At 71.4% G+C, this 18,451-nt stretch carries 20 protein-coding genes; 4 read left to right on the plus strand and 16 right to left on the minus strand.

The window, feature by feature from the left end; translation table 11 throughout:
- Window positions 1–53: 53 nt before the first annotated feature.
- Window positions 54–1,259 carry an ABC transporter substrate-binding protein gene (locus BN6_RS24915; protein ID WP_015102526.1) on the plus strand — a complete coding sequence of 402 codons (1,206 nt, stop codon included), beginning with the start codon at window positions 54–56 and terminating at the stop codon, window positions 1,257–1,259.
- Window positions 1,260–1,355: 96 nt separating this feature from the next.
- Here BN6_RS24915 and BN6_RS24920 read toward each other — a convergent pair whose 3' ends face one another.
- Window positions 1,356–2,093 (minus strand): class I SAM-dependent methyltransferase, encoded by a 738-nt coding sequence (locus BN6_RS24920; protein WP_015102527.1) that lies wholly within the window; start codon window positions 2,091–2,093, stop codon window positions 1,356–1,358.
- Window positions 2,094–2,236: 143 nt separating this feature from the next.
- Between BN6_RS24920 and BN6_RS24925 the strand changes: the two genes are divergently transcribed.
- The gene (locus BN6_RS24925) at window positions 2,237–3,436 is read left to right on the plus strand and encodes a cytochrome P450 (protein WP_015102528.1); all 1,200 of its coding nucleotides are present in this window, start codon (window positions 2,237–2,239) and stop codon (window positions 3,434–3,436) included.
- Window positions 3,437–3,769: 333 nt separating this feature from the next.
- Window positions 3,770–4,300: a hypothetical protein gene (locus tag BN6_RS24930; protein ID WP_015102529.1), complete on the plus strand. Its 531-nt coding sequence runs from the start codon at window positions 3,770–3,772 to the stop codon at window positions 4,298–4,300.
- Between the two features lie 167 nt (window positions 4,301–4,467).
- On the opposite strand, the gene BN6_RS49735 is transcribed toward BN6_RS24930, so the two are convergent.
- From BN6_RS49735 to BN6_RS24955, 7 genes are all read right to left on the minus strand, one after another.
- Window positions 4,468–4,590 (minus strand): hypothetical protein, encoded by a 123-nt coding sequence (locus BN6_RS49735; RefSeq protein WP_269454276.1) that lies wholly within the window; start codon window positions 4,588–4,590, stop codon window positions 4,468–4,470.
- Between the two features lie 489 nt (window positions 4,591–5,079).
- Window positions 5,080–6,741 carry a DUF6461 domain-containing protein gene (locus tag BN6_RS24935; RefSeq protein WP_015102531.1) on the minus strand — a complete coding sequence of 554 codons (1,662 nt, stop codon included), beginning with the start codon at window positions 6,739–6,741 and terminating at the stop codon, window positions 5,080–5,082.
- 103 nt (window positions 6,742–6,844) lie between these two features.
- Window positions 6,845–7,153: a tetratricopeptide repeat protein gene (locus BN6_RS42380; protein WP_015102532.1), complete on the minus strand. Its 309-nt coding sequence runs from the start codon at window positions 7,151–7,153 to the stop codon at window positions 6,845–6,847.
- Window positions 7,154–7,391: 238 nt separating this feature from the next.
- A complete protein-coding gene (locus BN6_RS42385) occupies window positions 7,392–8,144 on the minus strand; it encodes a hypothetical protein (protein WP_148303002.1) in 753 nt (250 codons plus the stop codon).
- A gap of 134 nt (window positions 8,145–8,278) precedes the next feature.
- Entirely contained in the window at window positions 8,279–8,758 is a 480-nt protein-coding gene (locus BN6_RS24945; protein ID WP_015102534.1) for a TY-Chap domain-containing protein, read from the minus strand.
- 2 nt (window positions 8,759–8,760) lie between these two features.
- Complete coding sequence (locus BN6_RS24950) at window positions 8,761–9,240, minus strand: DUF6301 family protein (protein WP_015102535.1); 480 nt, start codon at window positions 9,238–9,240, stop codon at window positions 8,761–8,763.
- 87 nt (window positions 9,241–9,327) lie between these two features.
- Window positions 9,328–10,662 carry an MFS transporter gene (locus BN6_RS24955; RefSeq protein WP_015102536.1) on the minus strand — a complete coding sequence of 445 codons (1,335 nt, stop codon included), beginning with the start codon at window positions 10,660–10,662 and terminating at the stop codon, window positions 9,328–9,330.
- 54 nt (window positions 10,663–10,716) lie between these two features.
- Between BN6_RS24955 and BN6_RS24960 the strand changes: the two genes are divergently transcribed.
- On the plus strand, window positions 10,717–11,073 hold the full coding sequence (locus BN6_RS24960) for an ArsR/SmtB family transcription factor (RefSeq protein WP_041318011.1): 357 nt from the start codon (window positions 10,717–10,719) through the stop codon (window positions 11,071–11,073).
- Window positions 11,074–11,294: 221 nt separating this feature from the next.
- Here the strand turns inward: BN6_RS24960 and BN6_RS24965 are convergent, their stop codons facing one another.
- From BN6_RS24965 to BN6_RS25000, 8 genes are all read right to left on the minus strand, one after another.
- Entirely contained in the window at window positions 11,295–11,654 is a 360-nt protein-coding gene (locus tag BN6_RS24965; RefSeq protein WP_015102538.1) for an STAS domain-containing protein, read from the minus strand.
- Window positions 11,651–12,700 (minus strand): cobalamin B12-binding domain-containing protein, encoded by a 1,050-nt coding sequence (locus BN6_RS24970; RefSeq protein ID WP_051075726.1) that lies wholly within the window; start codon window positions 12,698–12,700, stop codon window positions 11,651–11,653. The genes BN6_RS24965 and BN6_RS24970 overlap by 4 nt, the downstream gene beginning before the upstream one ends.
- Window positions 12,697–14,229, minus strand: a complete 1,533-nt coding sequence (locus BN6_RS24975; protein ID WP_051075727.1) for a PP2C family protein-serine/threonine phosphatase — start codon at window positions 14,227–14,229, stop codon at window positions 12,697–12,699. The genes BN6_RS24970 and BN6_RS24975 overlap by 4 nt, the downstream gene beginning before the upstream one ends.
- Window positions 14,230–14,950: 721 nt before the next feature.
- The gene (locus tag BN6_RS24980) at window positions 14,951–15,319 is read right to left on the minus strand and encodes a helix-turn-helix domain-containing protein (protein WP_015102542.1); all 369 of its coding nucleotides are present in this window, start codon (window positions 15,317–15,319) and stop codon (window positions 14,951–14,953) included.
- 766 nt (window positions 15,320–16,085) lie between these two features.
- Window positions 16,086–16,604 (minus strand): hypothetical protein, encoded by a 519-nt coding sequence (locus BN6_RS24985; RefSeq protein WP_015102543.1) that lies wholly within the window; start codon window positions 16,602–16,604, stop codon window positions 16,086–16,088.
- Entirely contained in the window at window positions 16,601–17,371 is a 771-nt protein-coding gene (locus tag BN6_RS24990; protein WP_015102544.1) for a hypothetical protein, read from the minus strand. The genes BN6_RS24985 and BN6_RS24990 overlap by 4 nt, the downstream gene beginning before the upstream one ends.
- Window positions 17,368–17,685, minus strand: a complete 318-nt coding sequence (locus BN6_RS24995; protein WP_015102545.1) for a hypothetical protein — start codon at window positions 17,683–17,685, stop codon at window positions 17,368–17,370. The genes BN6_RS24990 and BN6_RS24995 overlap by 4 nt, the downstream gene beginning before the upstream one ends.
- Complete coding sequence (locus tag BN6_RS25000; protein WP_015102546.1) at window positions 17,682–18,386, minus strand: lipase chaperone; 705 nt, start codon at window positions 18,384–18,386, stop codon at window positions 17,682–17,684. The genes BN6_RS24995 and BN6_RS25000 overlap by 4 nt, the downstream gene beginning before the upstream one ends.
- Between the last annotated feature and the right edge of the window lie 65 nt (window positions 18,387–18,451).

The raw sequence follows: 18,451 nt of genomic DNA on the forward strand, positions 1-18,451 counted from the left end.
CGCTCGACGCACCCACCACCGGAACACCCACGGACACGCAGGAGAGCACCACCGTGAAAAGACTCATCGGCACGGCCGTCGCGTTGCTGGCGCTGCCCCTCACCGGCTGCGGGGTTTTCGGCTCGGGTGCGCCGGGCAGCCAGGCCGACGCAGCGGGCTGCGCCGCGGACCACGCCGAAGGCCGTGACCACTTCCCGGACAAGAGCACCGTCACCGAGTCCGAGCTGTGGAACATCAGCTACCACAACTCCTACAAGACCATCACGCTCGACGACACCGAGAACACCGACGGCGCCGACCTGAAGTACGTGCTCTACCAGTGCGGCACGCCCCGGCCCGAGGCCACCGGCGAGCTGGCGGGCGCGCTGTTCGTCCAGGTCCCGGTCACCAACGTCGCGGTCACCTCGTTCAACGCCTTGGCGATGGTCGACCGGCTGGGCAAGAACGACACCGTGAAGGGCCTCAGCGGTCAACTGCTGGGCAACGCCGCGAAGGACGAGTGGTACGGCGCGGTGGCCGCCGGCAAGCCGATGTCGATCGGCGAGTACACCGAGCTGGACAAGGAAACCGTGCTGGGCCTGAAGAACCAGGTCGTCCTGATGTCCGGGTTCGGCAAGGGCTTCGACGACATCAGCAACGCCCGCGCCGCCGGAATGCCCGGCGTGAGCGTGTCCAACCGGTTGGAGCGGCACGCCCTGGCCTCCGCCGAGTGGATCAAGATGGTCGCGGCCTTCTACAACGCCGAAGCCGCCGCCAACACCGAGTTCGACGCCATCAGGACGAGGTACGAGGAGGTCGTCTCCGCCGTTTCGGGCAAGATCGACAACCGGCGGGCGGGCTACCTCTGCGTCGCGGCCGAGCGCGGCTGCGAGTTCTTCCACGGGCACGGCGCGGAGACCCTGGTCGGCCGCCTGCTGACCCAGTTGGGCGTGGGCAACGTCTTCGCCCCCGACAACCCCGCCCCCAACGGCCAACCCTACGACTTCGAGAAGGCCGTGGGCACGGCGGCCGACGCCGACTTTTTCATCGTCTACGACCCCTTGAAAATGACCCGGGACACCCTGTCCGCCGACCCGCGCACGGCACAGTTCAAACCCTTCAAGGACAACAACTTCATCGCCGGCGTGGACGACAACTTCGAGGAGTGCCGCGCCAAGACCTACCTCGACGTGGACGTGCTCATCAAGGACTTCGCGATCGGCCTCGCGCCCGAGTTGTTCCCCGGTGCCAAGGGAACCTGCTTCGCCCGCCCCTCCTGACCAACCGTCCCAGTCCACTTGCCGTCCCGGTCCGCCCTCCGGCCCGGTCCGGTCCGCCGAACGCTCCGGCTGTTCGGCGGACCGGGGCGCGGTGGCTCAGGCGCGCGTGCCGCGCACGATGAGCCGGCGGGCGTGGTTGTCGTAAGGGGAGGCGTCGAAGTCGCCGAAGCACTCGACATCGGTGAACCCGACCGCCTCGAACAGCCCGCGCAGCTCGGCGGCGCTGTAGAGGGTGGAGTGCAGCGACGTGCGCCGCACCTCGTCACCGCGCACCCAGGTCCAGTCGCTGCGCAAGCGCGTCCAGTCGTCCAGGACGGTGTCGCGCATGTACACCGTGCCGCCGTCGACGTCGACCGCCTGCGGCCGGCCGACCCAGCCGGCGAACACCTCCTTGCCCATCACGTCGACCAGCAGCCGTCCGCCCGGCGCGAGGCTGGTGTGCACGTTGCGCAGCACCACGAGGTTGTCGCCGGGGTCGGTGAAGTAGCCGAACGACGTGTACATGTTGACCACCAGGTCGTACGCGCCGGGCTCGACGTGCTCGCGCATGTCCGCCCGCACCAGCCGTGCCCGCACCCTGGCCCGCTCGCACGCCTCGCGCGCCCGCACGAGCATCGCCTCGCTCAGGTCGACCCCGGTGACCACCGCGCCGTGGCGGGCCAGCGGCACGACGTGGGTGCCCGGTCCGCACGCCAGGTCCAGCACCCGGTCCCCGGCGGCGACCTTCAACAGCGGCGAACCGGCCACCAGCCGTTCCGCCTCCGCGAACCGGTGCGGTGGGAACATCACGTCGGCGAACCCCACCCACACGTCGTCGTCCTCGTACCAGCCCATGACGCTCCAGCCGTAGTCCCGTGCACCGCCTGCGCCCTACAGGTCGTGAGCGGGCACCCGCCGGTTCCCGCAGCGGGGAACTCCCCGCCACCGCAAGACGACTACTGGTGGTGACACCGGCCTTTCGGGATAGGGGACACCGGATGCAACCCGCGCAGGCAGCCCGCACGTACCCGTTCCGCGAGCCCACCGCGTTGGCGCTGGAGCCCGAGTACACCCATCTGCGGGACCACGAACCGCTCAGCCGCATCTCGCTGCCCTACGGCGGCGACGCCTGGCTGGCCGTGCGGCACGAGGACGTCCGGACGGTGCTCGGCGACCCGCGCTTCAGCCGGGCCGCCCTGCTGGACCGGGACGTGCCGCGCGCCTCCCCGCGCAGGCACACCGACCCCACGCTGCACACCGTGGACCCGCCCGAGCACACCCGGCTGCGCCGCCTGGTCGCCGCCGCGTTCAGCCCCCGGCAGGTGGACCGCCTCGTCGGGCACGCCCGGCTGGTCACCGACGACCTGCTGGACCGCATGGCCGAGCAGGGCCCGCCCGCCGACCTGATCACCGGTCTCGCGATCCCGTTGCCGGTCGCGGTCATCTGCCAGATGCTCGGCGTGCCGGTCGCCGACCGCGAGCGGTTCGCCGGCTGGATCGACGTCGCGCTGGCCACCACCGCCTTCTCCAGCGAGGAGATCCACGCCGCGTTCGCCGCGCTCAAGGACTACCTGACCGGTCTGGTCGCCGCCCGTCGCCGCGAGCCCGGTGACGACCTGCTCGGCACGCTCGTCCACGCCCGCGACGAGGGCGACCGGCTCAGCGAGGACGAGCTGGTCGGGCTCGGCGTCACGCTGCTCTACGCCGGGCTGGAGACCACGACCAGCGAGCTCGGCAACGCCGCCTACACCCTGCTCACCCACCCCGACCAGCTCGCGGTCCTGCGCGCCGACCCCGCCCTGGTCGACCGCGCGGTGGACGAACTGCTGCGCTTCAACCCGTTGGTGACCTCGGCCGGGTTCACCCGCATCGCGCTGGAGGACGTCGAACTGGGCGGAGTGCTGGTCCGCGCGGGCGACGCGGTGATGGTGCAGCTCGACGCCGCCAACCGCGACGCCCGCGTCTTCGACCACCCCGACGACCTGGACCTCACCCGCAAACCGAACCCGCACCTGGCCTTCGGTTTCGGCCCGCACTACTGCGTCGCGGCCCAACTGGCCAAAGCCGAACTGCGGGTGGCCCTGGACGCCCTCCTGCGCCGCTTCCCGACCCTCCGCCTCGCCGTGGACGAGACGGACCTGCCGTGGCGACAAGGTCGAATGGCGCGCGGCCTGAACCACCTCCCCGTCACCTGGTAGACCACTCCCCCACCGGTCTTCCACGCAGGTGGACGTGTCTCGCGGACGTGGCCGCTGAACGAGTCGCCACGGTCGGCTTGTCGTGCAACAGGATCGTCGCAATTCAAGGAGTGTCGGGCTGGAGCAGCCGCAAGCGCAGCGAGGTGTCCACGGTGACCCGGCTTCAACCGGCGGACCGGGGAGGTGGCGTACAGCTGCGCGTCGCATCCTGTTCAGCGAGGCGATCCGGCCGCGCAAGGGCATCGAGCAGCCGGTGTGCCTGAGGTGCCAGACGTAGTACGGCCAGGGCCAGTTCCCGCCGGGAACGCAGCTGGAGAAGTGACGGGGTGGCGAATGCCCGCCTGGAAGGGCGAGTGGCTGTCCGACGCCGCGTACGCGGAGCGGGTGGAACCGGCGTTGGCGACGCTGCGCACGTCCCGTGAGGCACGCGCGGTGAACATCGCGCGGGCGACGTTGGAGAGTGCGGTGGCGTCGCAGAAGGTGTTGCGCGAGGGTGCGTACCACCTGCTGCCGCTGCTGCTGGAACTGCTGGACGCAGGAGGCGCGCTCGCGACGGCGGCCGTCTACGACGTGGTGATTGAGATCGCCCTGGCCGAGCCGGAAGACTCGACGCGGCAGGTGGCGGGACTGCCGCTGAAGGACGCCTGCGACACCTACCTGGACCAGGCCAGGCGCCGGGCGTGGACCGACCTCGACCACGCCGACGAGGAGGTGGCGGCGAGCGCCGTCGACTTCCTCGGCCTGACCGAACCGGACGAGCAGTCCTTCGCGGACCGCCTGCTCCCCCGCGTACCCGCCCTGCCGCTCAAGGCGAGGGAGAAGGCGGAGGGCTGGCTGGCCGACATCGGCCGCTCCACCACCTGACCCGACCAGCATTTCCGCACGACCAACGGTTCTTTCGAGGCCGCGCGGACCCGCCCCACGGCTCCCGCGCGGCCTGTCCGTCGGCCGGCCAGAACGCCCCGACGGCGGTGTCAACGACCCGCGTCCCAGAAGCTCCCCGGTGCATCGGCGGGTCGGCGGGTCGGCGCTTAGAAGATCAGCACCAGCAGCAGGGCCACGGCCAGGACGACGGCGATCACGGTCGGGATGGTGGCGGGCGACCGGCGGTGGTGGGCCTGCACGGTGGTGGTGCGGAACCAGCTGTGCGGCACCCGACGACGATGACGACTGACCCAGGGCATGACTGGCTCCCGTTGTGTCCGAAGGAGTCTCCGCACCGGCACCCCGGCACGACACCGCGCCCGGCGGGCACGACCACGCCTGTCATACCCCGCCACACCACGTCCGACACCTCCAACCCGAACCCGCACCGGCCCGGCGACGATCGGCAAGGCACTGCGGCGGTCCACGCCTGGCCGGCGAGGTGCTCATCACTCCGGGAACACCACTTCGATCGACATGTGCCGGCGACGAGTCGAGTCGCTGTCGCGGTGGAACTGATTGCGCAGGCGGGCGGCCAGTTCGAGCTGAGGAAGTCGACGCGGACTTCAAGTCGGCGCAGGGCGTTACCGACGCGCGTTCGACGGCCAACTGGTCGGGACGGTTCGTCCTCGGACGCCTCCACGACGTCTCGCCACAACCCACGATGCCACGATGAGCGACGGCATCGCGCTCCCCGGCACGGGGCCGCAGACCGGACATCAGTCCACCAGTTCGAAGTGCAGCCCCGATTCACGCACCTGCGCCAGGTCCGCCGGCGAGAAGCCCCGCCCCACGAACCGGGAGATCACGGTCAACCCCATGGCGTGCCGGTACCGGTAGTCCTCGAAATCCAGGTCCTCGGTGTGCGGCGCGCCCGCGTCGTGGAGCGGATCGCCTCGGAAGACGAGTTCACCACCCTCGGCGAGCATCAGCCGGTAGTTGGCGTTGACGTTCCAGTACAGGCTGCCGGCTCTCCCTTCCCGGGACAGAACTGGCAGCTTCACGTGGTCGGACCCCTCGTAGCCGTTTTCCTCCACCACCACGACCACGTCGTCCACCGCCAGCACCGCCTGCAACGGCTGGTGGCCCACGCCGCCGGGAGCGACCTCCAGCGGGCGGCCGCCGAGCGCGCCGATCACCTCCTCCGCGGTCAGGCCGCGCACCACCGTGATCGTGGCGGCCACCTGGAGGGGGCTCTTGTAGATCCAGCGGTGCTCCGCGTACGGCAGGATTCGCACTGCCGGCTCGGGCTCGCCGCGCAGCCGGTGGCCCAGCCGGTCGGTCCGCTTGTGCACGACCTCCGGTTCGGCGGGAGCCGGCCACACCTCCAACAGGTAGGTCTCGTCCCCCTCGTCGCCCTCGTCACGGCCGGAGGCGTGCACCCGCACCCGGTACTCGCCCGGCCAGGGCGGTGCCTCCCAGCGCGACACGCGGTGGCCGGGCAGGTAGCCGGTCACGGGTTGGGCGCCGTCCAGACACCCGCCGCCCTCCGGCGCGGTCCAGCCGACCTCGGCGACCTCGTCCCAGCCCGCGACCGTCACCTCCTCCGGTGCACCGGCCAGCACCCGGACCGAAACCGGCACCCTGCCCTCCGCGAGCCCGGTGCGGACCGCCACACCGCCCGCCACCGCGGCGACCAGGCCGTTGCCGGAGAAGTCCACGTCCGCGGGCACCTGGCCCTCGGTGAGCAGGAACCGGTGGTCGGCCACCGTCGCCACCGACGACGCCCACTGCGGGAACCGGTACTCCGCGCGCCGCTTGGCCAGCACGGCTGCCGGATAGGCGGCCGGTTTGGGCACGTCCGGCAGCACCAGCACGGCAGCGCCCAGAGCCACACCCACGACCGCCGCCGACACGGCCACCGGCAGCGGACCGAGCGAACGCACCACCGCCGCCGACACGACCACCGCCAGAGCGAAGTGCGCCGCACCATGCCGGGCGGCGATCTGCTCCTCGTCACCGGTCGCATCCGGGACGGACGCGGTGTCCCGCAGCGCCTGCACCAGTTCCAGCACCAGGTCGACCGCACCGGGGTAGAGCTGGTCCACAATGGACACAGCCGCTTTCGCGGTGCTCCCGTCGCGCACCACGAAACTCATCGTGAACTGCCGGTCGGGCGGCTGGGCGAGGCCGGCGACCAGTTCCGGCGCGATCGGCACCGACAGCCGGTCGAGCGCCAGTTCGAGCGCACCCAGCAGCCGCTCGGCGAACACGTCACCGAGCCCGTGCACCGCCGACCTCACCGGCGACATGTCCTCGTCCCGATACCACCGCACCGCCTCCCACCGACCCAGGCGGGCGGCGGGTCCGGTCGGCACCAGCGCGGCGACCTCCGGTAAAGCGGCCGAGACGGTCACCGCGAACTCTTCGATCTTCCCCATCGCGCCATGGTGCCGGCGGGCACCGACAATCCCGGCCGGACCGGTCGTCGACCAGCGACCTCCGTGGCCGGCAGTCGCCGCCGGCCCCGGCGGGCCCAGGCGTTCAGGCGGTGTCCGGGTCGCCAACGGCGATGGGCCGACCTTGGAGTCGTTCGAGGCGTTGGGCCTCGGTGCCGCGGCCTTGGGCCCGATAGAGCTCCAGCGCTTCGCTCCACGCCGCGCGGGCCAGGTCGTGGTCTCCGAGGGCCGCGTAGGGCCGGCCGATGTGGGCGAGGGTGTCGGCGACCTCGGAGGTGTTGCCCAGGTCGCGGTGCAGGGTGAGGGCCTGGCGGTAGTGGTCGCGGGCGGTGTCGGGCGTGCTCCAGTGCGTGCCGGTCGTCGCCCTGTCGTCCCTTGGCGGAGGCCAGAGCACGGTGGGTGTGCGCCTGTTCGACGGTGTTGTGGTGGCGCTCCGACAAGACCAGTGCCCGCTTCAGGTGTCCGGTGGCCTGGTCGTGCAAACCGAGCCGGGAGCAGGCGCGACCCCAAAGCCGCTCGGCGCGGCTGCGGGCAGTCGGGTCGGGCAGGTGTGCCGCGCAGTCCACCGCCGCCCGCCACACGACGAGCGCGTCGTGGCCGCGCCCCTGTCGCAGGTGGAAGCTCTCCAGAGTTCAGGCCAACTGGCAAACCATGCGGTGGCGGCCCAGGGCGGCAGCGGCGCGCTGGACGGCCGGCAGGGTGGTGTGTTCGGCCGCCAGCCAGGCCGCCGCCGTCGTGGCGTCGGACAACGCCTGCGGGCGGACGCCGGACGCGGGCGGGTCGGGTGGCAGGAGTTCGCGGTGGGGGTTGAGGAGCCGTTCGGCGGTGTGGGCGGTGTGCAGGTGGAAGTCCGTCACCCGGACCAAGGCCGCCTCCCGCACGTCTTGCGGCAGACCACGGACGGTGGTGTCGGCGTAGTCGCGGACCAGGTCGTGCATCGCGTAACGGCCGCCCGACCGTCGTTCGAGCAGGGATGCTTCGTCCAGTGTGGACAGTGCAGCGCGTGCGTGGGCCGGAGACAGGCCGGTCAGTGCAACAACGACGGGCAGCGTGGTGTCGGCGCCGGGGGCGATACCCAGCAGACCGAACACGGCCAGCGGGTCACCCCCGCACAGCCCGACCACCTCGTCCACGGCGCCGGGTTCGACGACGACGCGATCGGCCCCGATGCGGGCCGACAGCAGGGCTCGGGCCCCGGGCGGGGTGAGGACGCCGAGGGTGAGGTGGCGCGCGTCGTGCCGGTCGATCAGGGAGACGAGCCGGTGCCGGCCGGTGACCAGCACCGTGCACGACGGACCGCCCGGCAGCAGCGGCACCACCTGCTCGGCCGTGGCTGCGTTGTCCAACACCACCAGCCTCTCCGCCGCCCATGGCATCTCCCGCATCCACCGCGTCGTCACCGACAACGGTCCCTGCCACCGCGCCCACGCCACCAACAACCCGGCTCCACACCGGCGTCACCAACGTCCCGGCCTCATAAGACTGGTGGGTTCGCCCGGTCACCGGAACGGCTTTGCGTTCAGCCTTGAGCTGGAGGGATCTTGAGCCAGCGCATCTCCAACGGGTTCTCGCCCACGTCACGCGTCGCGATCCGCTCGTCCGACCACGACTCCGCCGCCGCCGGCCACTCCCCCTCGCGCCAAGCCTTGTAGACCAACCCTCTCGGGTCCGAAACCTGGTAAACGTCCCGCAACGCCACGACGCACCGCTGTGCCAACGCGGCGTACTCCGCAGTCAACGCCGGCACCGGCAACGTGAACGTCCAGTTCGGCGGGTCGAAGCCCGACGGTGGCACCCAGCCCGCCTCGGTCATACCGCTGACATCCGCCCACGGAACGACCTCGGGCCCCGCCGCCTGCGCCTCCACCTCGTGCTGACCGCCCGCGAACTGCACGTACACCTTCGGGTTCGCCGGCAGGAAGACGATCAGGAAGACCCGGTCGGCCACGTCCCGCAACGCCTCGGTGAGATCCCGGCCGAACTCCGCCCACTCGGACATCGTCAGCGATCCTCCTTCAGGTCGAACTCGACCAGTTGCGGGGTGTGGAACTCGACCCTTGTCGACTTCGTCGCCAAGCTGACCGTGACCTGACAGTTCCCGGCCAGGCTCCAGGTCGCGTCGGTCCCCGACCGGACCCGTTCCAGCGACGGGCGGCCGTGCCGGGACACCCCTTCGCGCACCGTCAGCGTGAAGAGGTCGCCGAGCAGCGCCCGCGACTGCGCGGATTCCTCCCTGATCATGTCCGCGATCCAGAAGTCCAGCGACATCAGGGTTTCGGCGTCCACCGTCGACACGTCCGGCGGGGTGAGGCCGGCGACCGAGTTGACCAGGTACTCCCTGCCGTTCTCGACCTCGACCTCCCAGCCGAAGCGATCGATCGCCAAGAGGTGGGCTTCGGCGCGCGTGACCGGCCACGGCACGCCCGCCCAGAAGTCGACTATCTCCCACACCTCGACCGGTGTCATCGCCTTCCACTGCATGACCGATGTTATCCCGTGCGTGCTCCGGCTGACGTGAGCCCCGACCGGGGCCGGCCCCTGGTGGAAGCGCCCTGCGAGGACGCGGGTTCAGGCGGGCCAGCGGGTGTGCAGGCGGTCAATGCGGTAGGTGTGGACGTGCCGCCACCGGCCGTTGACGAAGACCGCGTCGTGCAGGTGGTCGTGGTCCTCGTCGAGTTCGTGGAGGTGCTCGACTTCCTCCGGGTCGTGCGCGGGCCAGCAGCGGACGGCCACGGCGGTCGCCGCCGTGGTGAGGACTCCGAGCACGGCCAGGGCGACGGTCGTGCTCGCGGCGGTCGCCAGCCAGCCGGCGAGGGGGTAGCAGAGCAGCCAGCAGGCGTGCGAGAGCGAGAAGTCCGCCGCGAACACGGCCGGCAGGTCCTCCCGGTGTGCGGAACGGCGCAGGAGCCGTCCACCCGGGGTGAGCACGAGCGAACCGCCGACGCCGATCGCCGCCCACAGCACGAGCAGGGCGGGCCAGCGCCAGTCGCCGGGCAGCGCGGTGGCCGGGATCGCCACGAACAGCACGACGGCAGGCAGGGTGGCGGCGCGCAGCATCACGGTCCGGTCGGCGACCCGGTCGAGCAGGCCGGGCAACGCCAGGGCCGCGACCAGTGACCCCAGCCCGTACGCGGCCAGCGCGAGGGCTACCGCGGTCTCGTCGCGGCCGAGCACGTCGCGCACGTAGCCGACGGTGTTGACCAGGACCATGGAACCGGCGGCGGCCACGGCCAAATGGACGGCGAGCAGCCCGCGCAGACGTGGGGTCGCCAGGTACACACGGATGCCGCGCGTGGTGGCGTCGAAGGTGCGGTCGGCGACACGGGCGTCCGTGGTGGCGGGCAGGACGGCGGCGAGCACCAGCAGGCCGGACGCGGCGAACCCGAGCGACGTGCCGAAAAACAGGGAGTCGTAGCCGATCACGGCGAGCGCGCCGGCGGCCAGCAGGGGGCTGAGCAGGCTTTCGAGGTCGTAGGCCAGGCGGGACAGGCTCAGGGCGCGGGTGTAGTCGCGCTCGTCGGTGACGATGTCGGGGATCGTCGCCTGGAACGCGGGCGTGAACACGGCCGACGCCGCCTGCAACAGGAAGATCAGCAGGTAGATCTGCCACACCTGGTCCACCCAGGGCAGGGCGAGCGCGATGGCCGCGCGCACCAGGTCCAGGCCGACCAGCAGGGTTTTACGCGGCAGCCGGGCGGCGAGCGCGCCGGCGAGGGGCGCGATGCCGACGTAGGCGACCATCTTGATCGCCAGCGCGGTGCCGAGCACCGCTCCGGCGTCGGGACCGGCGAGGTCGTGGGCGAGCAGCCCGAGGGCGACCGTCGCCAGGCCGGTGCCCGCGAGGGCGACGACCTGGGCGGTGAACAGCCGCCGGTAGGCGGGGTTGTTCAGCACGGCGAGCATGCGTCGGGCCTCCAGGTGCTGTTCGGGACCTCCGGGGTGGCACCATACGTGCTCATGTACGCACGCGACGACGTTGCAACAACGCAAGACTGGCAACAGCTACCTTCTGGCGAGCACGTCGAAGCGGCCGTCGACGGGTTCCGGATGCTGGCCGACCGCACCCGATTCCAGATGATGTGGCTGCTCTGCGGCGCCGAGTACGACGTGACGTCCCTGGCGACTGTGGTGGGGATCGCACGCCCTGCGGTGTCCCAGCACCTGGCGAAGCTGCGGCTCGCCGGTCTGGTGTCGATGCACCGCGACGGCCGGCGAGCCGTCTACCGCGCTCGCGGCGGACACGTGCGACGGTTGTTGGCCGAAGCGTTCCAGGCGGCCGACCACCACGTGACCGGCACACCCGACCACGACTGAGGTGCCCGCTCTTCCGCGCGCTACAGGAGTCGGCCCAGGGTGGGCCCACCACAGTCCGGCACCCGTCCGAGGGCGGCGGTGGCGGCGGTGGGGTGGTACCGCACACCACCGACGACCACGGCTGAAGCCCAAGCCGGAACGGTGGATACCACCGCAATCACCACACAGCCGAGACCCAGCGAGAGCGTGGAAGACGAGGCCGGCCGGAGTGGTCGGAGGAATCAGGACCGGGGTTGTTGTTCCCGTCCGGGCGCGGTGGCGGTGGTGAGGTGGTGGTAGGTGTTGGTGCGGCGGAGCAGGCGGTCGAGGAACGCCGGACGGCTGTCCAGCAGGAGGACCGCGCCGGCGGTCGTCGCGGCGCGGTGGGTGGACAGGAGCAGCGACAGGCCGTGCGAGTCGCAGAAGGTCAGGTTCGAGCAGTCCACCGCCACCACCGCCGGGCGGTGCGCGGCGAGCACCTGCCGCACCACGTCGAGGAGTTCCTCGCCCAGGTCGTAGACGAGCTCTCCGGACAGTTCCACGGCCGCGCGCTCGGCGGCGACGGAGACGAGGGTGCAGGTCAAGTGCTTCGCTCTGGTCATGCGGCAGGTCCTGGCTCGGTGTGGGGGGACGTTCGGGCGATCGCGGTCCGGGCTTCGCGGAGCAGGCACGTGGCGCGCGGGAAGTCGCGCAGTTCGGTGGCCAGCAGGTCGAGCGCGAGACCGAGGAAACGGGTGGGCGCGCCGCGCACGGCCAGGATCTCGGCGGTCCACGTCACGTGGCCCGCCAGCAGCGAGGGGTCGTCCGTGTAGAGCGCGGTGCACAGGTGGTCGACGATGTGCGCCAAGTCCTCGGGGGTGTGCCCGGACCCGTGGTCCGTCCCGTCGAGGCCCGTGTGCACGGCCCGCACCAACCGGGTCGCCGAGCGCGCGACCAGCGTGTACTCCTGGTCTGCCAGGTGGGGCAGGTCGTCGATGGGCTGGTGGGCGTCCCGCCTGCGGATCGGCGCTCCCCCGGCCAGCAGGTCCGCCGCCGTCCGCGCGTCGGGGGCCCACAGGTCCGCGCCCAGCAGCCGGGCGTAGCGGCCGTCCGGGCCGAACGCACTGCCGCCGACCAGCACCGGCGTCCCGGCGGCCTGGCAGGCGGTGATGGTCGCGTGCGCGGTGGGCAGCCTCGGCGCGAGCGAGCCGGACAGCGCCACCGCCTCGGGACCGGTGGTGTGCAGGTGGGTGATCAGGTGCGGGGTGGGGATCTGCGCGCCGAGGTAGTCGACGCGGAACCCGCGCAGGGCCAGCACTTCCGCCAGCAGCCGGGCGGGCAGCGCGTGCCACTCGCCGTCCACGCAGGCCACCGCGATCCGCGCCCGGTGCGGTCGGGGGTACCGGACGGCGGCGCTCAGCTTCGCGATGACCCGCTCGTTGATCGCCGTGGCGGCGTGCTCCTGGGCGACGGTGAGCCGGTCGGCCGCCCACTCGGCGCCGACCTTGCGCTGCACGCCGCCGATGACGTCCAGCAGCACCGACTCCGGGTCCAGCCCGTCGTCCAAGGCGCGCCGCACGACGTTCCCGGCGGCGTGGTCGTCACCGCTGACGACGGCGTGCCACAGCGCGTCACCGGACTGCTCCAGCAGGTCGGCGGTCGCGGTCACGGGGTGTACCGCCCGCGGCCGTGCCCGCCCACGGCCGTCAAGTGCTGCCCGCGCGGGGCGGTGATGGCCAGCAGCGCGATGTCGTCGTGGCCGCCGTCCCCGATCCACTCGGCGGCGACCATGTGGACGTGCTCGGCCACGGCTTCGGCGGGCATCCCCGCGCACGAGGCCAGCACGTCGCGCAGCCGCTGCTCGCCGAACATCTCGCCGCCCAGCGGCCCGCCGAACGCCTCGGTGATGCCGTCGGTGTAGAGCAGGCAGGTCTCGCCGGGCGCGAGCACCACCTCCGCGGTGGTGGACGAGATCGTGGGCAGCACGCCGATCAGCGTCCCCGAGGTGGGCACCTCCTCGACCACGCCGTTCGCCCGCACGACCAGCGGCGGCAGGTGGCCGCCGGAGGTCAGGCGCAGGCGCACCCCGGCGGTGGACCGCGCTACCGACGCCAGCACCAGCGTGACGAACCGGGTGGAGTGCCTGCTCAGCAGCGCGTCGTTGAGCAGCGACAACACCCGGGAGTGGTCCTCGGACATGGGGAGCAGCGCCTGCACGACGCCGCGCACCTTGCCCGTCATGACGGCCGCTTCCAGCCCCTTGCCGCACACGTCGCCGAGTACCGCCAGCAGGTCGTCCGGACCGGAGGTCACCGGGTGCAGGTCGTAGAAGTCGCCGCCGACCCGCTCGGTGTCCGACGCCGGGCGGTAGCGGCCCGCGAACTCGACGCCGTCCACCTGGCGCAGCACGGGCGGCAGCAGGTCACGCGTGAGGATGTCGGTGATCGATGCCTGCGCGGCGAACAGCCGGGCGGCGGACATCGCCGAACCGGCGCGCGCGGCGAACAGCCGGGCGAACACCTCTTCGTCCTCGGTGTAGGCCTGGTGCCGGCTGCGGCGCAGCAGCACCAGCGCGCCCGCCGGCACGCCGTGGCCGGGCAGCGGGGTCACCACGATGGAGCCGATCTCGCCGAACTCCTCGGGCACCAGCCAGCCGGGAGCGGAACCGGGGTCGATCCACCGCGACGGCACCGGCGGGAACCCCTGCAACGCCTCGGCCAGGCCCGCCACCTCGTCCGCATCGATCACGAGCCGGTCGTGCACCGGGGTCCCGCCCCGCGTGCACCGCGTAACCGGGAACTCCCGGCCGCTGCCGGGCGCGATGACCAGGGCGGCGTCCGCCAGGTGGTCGGCGGCCAGCTGAGCCGTGAGCTGCCGGCACCGGTCCGGGTTGAGCGAGGTCAGCAAGGCGGACGAGACCTTGCTCAGCAGGGCGGTGCGCTCCCGTTCGACGCGCAGCTGTTCCCGTGCCAGGTCGAGGTCGGTGCTGTCGACCAGCCACCAGGTCACCGAACCGTCCGCGTGCGGGGCGGCGTGCGCTTCGAAGCTGCGCTGCCCGATCGTGCCGGACACCGGTTCGCGCACCCCGGCGGCGTACCCGTCGTGCGCGTCCGCCAGCCAGGCGGACCCCTCGCGCAGCGGCGTGCCCGGGAGCAACCCGGGGAACAGCCGCTCGGCGGCGGTGTTGACCGCGCTCACCGTGTCGCCGGCGACGACTACCCCGGGACAGGGGGCACCGGTCCAGCCCGTGTCCCGCAGAACGTCCCGCAGGACTGGTTGATCGGTCTCCACCACAATGCACGGACGCCCGTGTCGGGGCCCTCCACCTCACAGAACTTGGTTGTTGGACGACAATGATTGTAGTGCCGAGCCGTCGTCACCGCACGCGGGTCGATCATCGGGCGTCCGCCACCACCCCCGGCACGCCGATGGCGAGGCCGTCAGAGGTGGATGCCACCACCACCTCCAGCTGGGCGGCGTCGGACAGCACCGAAGGACCGAGTCGGGTCGTCAGGATCGCAGTCGCGTGAGGTGCGCACCGCGTATCCACGGGTGCCCTGTCCTGGGGCTTTGCCACTGAGAACGAAACTTGAGCAGGAACGCGACGACGTTCCGGTCCGGGCCGTGGGCCGAGGGGTCCGCCCATCTCCCACGCGCTACCGCTTCCGGCTTCTCGTGACGCCGAAGCACCCGTCCGGACCGCGACTGCGGGCCGTCGGGCGACAGCTTCGGAAACCCGGCGTCGGGCACGAAATCCACGTGCGGGCCTGCCACGCACGGTCGCGCCGGGTCGGGGTGGCCCTGTCCAGGACCCCGACGGCCGACACCGGAGATGGCCGGACGCCATCGGTGCGATCGAGGTCGTGGACGTGGTTGCCTGGTCAACCGGGGGTCTGTGGTCCCCTGGTCCGCTACGGGGTCACACGCCGCGCAGTGGCGGGTAGGGCTCGCCCGGCGGGTGTTGTGGCCTGTTGGCGTCCCTGGCCTCTTGGAGCTGGTCTTCCAGGGTGACGATGCGGCAAGCGGCGTCCAACGCGGTGCCCTGGTCCATCAGTTCCCGGACGCGGGCGGCCAGACGCAGTTGGTAGCGGGAGTACCGGCGGTGTCCACCGGCTGAGCGCTGCGGCTCGATCAGCCCGGCCTCGTCCAGGCTGCGCATGAACCCGGCCGACGTGCCGAGCATCTCCGCGGCCCGGCCCATGGTGTAGGCCGGGTAGTGGTCGTCGTCGAACCTCTCGGCCGTGGTCTGCGCCGGGGCCTGTGGTTCGTCTTTTTCCTCTGGGTTCATCGCGCCTCCGCATCACGAGGGGCCCCGGCGCAGTACGCGCCGGGGCCCCAGGGGTGTTGGGTTTCACTTCCACCTAGCCGACCGTGAGACCGGCTTCCTCTGTCCGCTCGACCCGCAAGGAACGCGGGTGCTGCGGGGATCGCTTGTGCGTAACCGAAGACCACCTTCCAATCAGATGGAACTGCGGTACCCGTCCGGCCGAGTTCTGCCGAAACCGGGCGATCCGATGGTGTGCGACCCTTCCCTTCTCCTCTGATCAACAACTCCTGCAACCTCACGCGACGGTCGGCACCGGTCCTGATGCACATGCCGGAATCACCTCACCGACCATCCCTGGCCACCTGCCAAGAGCCCCGTCCACTGCTCGGCTCCGACAGACCTGGCCGTACCGCATCAACTGCTCTATCAACCGCTGCTATCAACTACCACTGCTAGCGACTGCTACAACAACTGCGATTACGACGTATCACTACAAACGGTCGTCGGCACCGGGATCGTTCCTCCGGTCACATCCGCCGATCAACCCCTGGTCCACTGCCGCGGAGCCCCTTCACTGCCTGGCCCCAGCATGTCCGACCGTCTTGCCTCGAACTCACGGGCAGTTCGTCTTCTCCCGTGCTACTGACTTTCTCTCTGCCAACAAGGAGAACACTACACACACCCACCGCCGAATGTCTACTTCGACTGGCACAGATTTGCTCGTCCGGGTGACAAAGGACCTCTCACCAGCGGCGATGAGGTCGAACAGTGCCGACCGAGGTCGGTCCTACGTGGTGGCGCGCGGGTCGAGCAGCCCGCGCGCCACGAAGAACACGACCCCGGCAAGCACCGCGGACACGGCGAGCAGCACGAGGTAGACGGCCAGGCCCGCCGTGAACGGGACCTGCCGCGGCCCGCTGTTCAAGGTCGTCAACTGGAGGAAGCAGGTCAACGCGGCGCAGAAGACCGTCCCGCCCCACAGCACACCGAGCACGCGCAGCGTGGCGCCCGCCCGGTTCACGTCCAGGCTCTCGCCTTGGACCGACGAGCGCGCGCTTGTGAGGGTCGCGCCGGACAGCAGCAGCCAGAACGCCGTCAGCGCGCCCACGACCACGCCGATCGTGCTCAGCGGGTGGTACGAAGTGGGCAGACCCAGGCCGACGACGACCAGCACCACCCCGATCACCAGGGCCGCGCCGACCAAGAGCAGTCCGACAACCCCGCAGCGGGCCCGCACGTGCGCGGCCCGCTGCGGGGAGATCCGCACGTACAGCGGCGGCGGGTCGCCTCCGACCGGGATGATCACCTCTCCAGCGACCAGTCGGAGCCGTCGCCGTCGGTGACGCTCGCGTCGGACATGTCCGCGGTGTTCGGCATGGTCCACTCCGTGCCGATGTCGCGGATCTTCTGGGCGATGTTCTGCTGTTCGGCCTCGATGGTGTTGGTGTGCGACTCCAGCGCCATGACCGTCGCGCCGATGATCCCGATCGCGACGGCGAGCCCGCCCGCGATGGCACCGATCGCCGCCGGCGCGCCGACGACCGTGCACGCGGCGGCCACCGCGGCGATCGCCGACACCACCAACGTCGCCAGCGCCACGCCGATGGCGATCCAGAACGCGTCGATCGAGTTGGCCAGGCTGACCAGCGACGACCGCATCTGGTTCGAGACGTCCTTGACCGCGTTCAGCCCGGCCGCCTGGGGCGGGACGGTGGCGGCGTAGGCGCGCGCCGCCTTGCCCGTCCACGCCACGTTGGTCTGCATCTTGTCCAGCCCGATCGTGCCCGCGATGTCGCCGAGCACGTTGCCGACCTTGTCCGACCACTCCTCGGCGACCTGGTTGAGCCGGTCGGAGTCGCCGGGCTGCCGGAACAGCTGGTCCACCCGGGCCCAGAACTCGGAGATCTTCGCGTTGACCTGCCGGAACAGCTCCTCGACCTGCTCCACGACCCACCTGAGCGGGGCGGGCACCCAGCTCAGCGTCCGGTTGACGGTCTCGAAGAACCGGCGCAGGATGCGGTCGACCTCGTCGGCCTTGCCGCGCGCCTCCACGACCAGCGGGTTGCCGCTCATCGGTTCCCCGCGATCCGGTTCAGCTCGTGCATGTTGGCTTCCTCTTCGCGCTGGTAGGTCTCGGCGGCGGCGCGCAGGCTGTCGCCGAGGCCGGTGAACGCCTCGACCGCCCGGCCCAGCAGGTCCTCCAGCACGACGCGCGCGTTCTCGTAGGTCTGGTCGAGGTTGCGGTCCACCGCCCACATCGACAGGTCGGCACCGGTCAGGTGCAGGTCGCCGATGGCCCGCCGGGGCGCTTCGACCTTCTCCGCGGCCTGCGACCAGAGGCTCGCGTCGTCGTGCATGGCGCGCAGTTCGGTCGTGATGTCGCTCATGGCAGCAGCCCCACCCGTCGCAGGAGGGTGGTCGGATCACTGGCCAGGGCGCGGAGTTCGGCGATGGCGGGACCCTGCGGCCCGTCCGCCAGGCGGCTCGGCGACCCGGCGGCGTGCAGCTTGCGCAGGACTTCGAGGAGTTCGCCCTCGATCTCCCGGTTGGGTGCGCCGTGCGCCCACGTGCCGTCGGTCTCGAAACCGATCAACTGTCCTGTTCGGACGGTTCCGCGCACGTGGCCGCCCGCGCTCTCCGCCGTCACCGGGTTGTCGGCCGCGTGGTCGAGCTCACTGGCGAACGCGTCCAGTTCCGCGGTGACGGCGTCGAACAGCCGGAGCGCGTCCTGCCTGGTGAGCCGGGAGTCGAAGGACACCGGGGTTCGCGGCTCCGAGCTGCCCGAAGTGGACGCTCGCGTTGACTCCAGTCCGCTCGCCAACGCCTGCATGGTCGCGTTGTTCGCCGCGCTGAGCACAGCCCCGCCGAGGCGGCGCGGGTCGAGCGCGCGCCGCCAGTCCGCGATGAGCGTGACCGCGCGCGTCTGACCGTCCGGTCCGACCGCGACGGTCACGGCACCGCTCACGTCCACCCCGATCGCCGAGTCCGAGTCGTCCTGCTCGACGGGCCGCGATGGTGTGGCACGTCGTTCGGCCGCGTACTCCCAGTCCTCGGCCTCCTCGAAACCCCATCGTCGGTCATCTACCACACGTTCCCCCTGCTGACTACTTTGTGTCACTGATCAATTCGGTCTGCAACCACACCGCGCCGACG

Origin of the sequence: Saccharothrix espanaensis DSM 44229, from assembly GCF_000328705.1 — a bacterium.
Classification (GTDB): domain Bacteria; phylum Actinomycetota; class Actinomycetes; order Mycobacteriales; family Pseudonocardiaceae; genus Actinosynnema; species Actinosynnema espanaense.